Raw genomic sequence first — 290 nt, 5'->3', positions numbered from 1 at the left:
AGCCTTCAAGCCAAGGATAATGAAGAAAATCCTTTGTTATTAACCGGTAGTATTGCATTTACCGCTAACCAACCTGAAATAAAAGGTAAGCATTCTTCTTCATACACATCGACGGGACAGCAAGGCCAGTCGGAGAACTTTGATGAAGAAACCTTCAGCGCGCGTAGCCTCGATTTTAACTTAGGGGTTCGTTTAGACTATCAAGATCAAACATTAGAGGCTTCTTTAAGTATTGCTCTCGATAATCCAAACGGTTTGGTTTATTTCACCAGTATGCGTGAAGCATGGCA

1 protein-coding gene is annotated in these 290 nt (G+C 41.4%); it reads left to right on the top strand.

The genetic code is table 11. The features are described 5' to 3' along the window. Nucleotides 1–290, top strand: a 290-nt coding sequence (locus Q5762_RS37880) for a hypothetical protein (protein ID WP_315896853.1), incomplete at both ends; no start/stop codon positions are given.

It is taken from the genome of Streptomyces sp. P9(2023), assembly GCF_032436795.1.
In the GTDB taxonomy this organism is placed as follows: Bacteria; Actinomycetota; Actinomycetes; order Streptomycetales; family Streptomycetaceae; genus Streptomyces.
The sequence above is the reverse complement of the archived record's forward strand: the minus strand, read 5'-3'. Positions and strand labels throughout refer to the sequence as shown.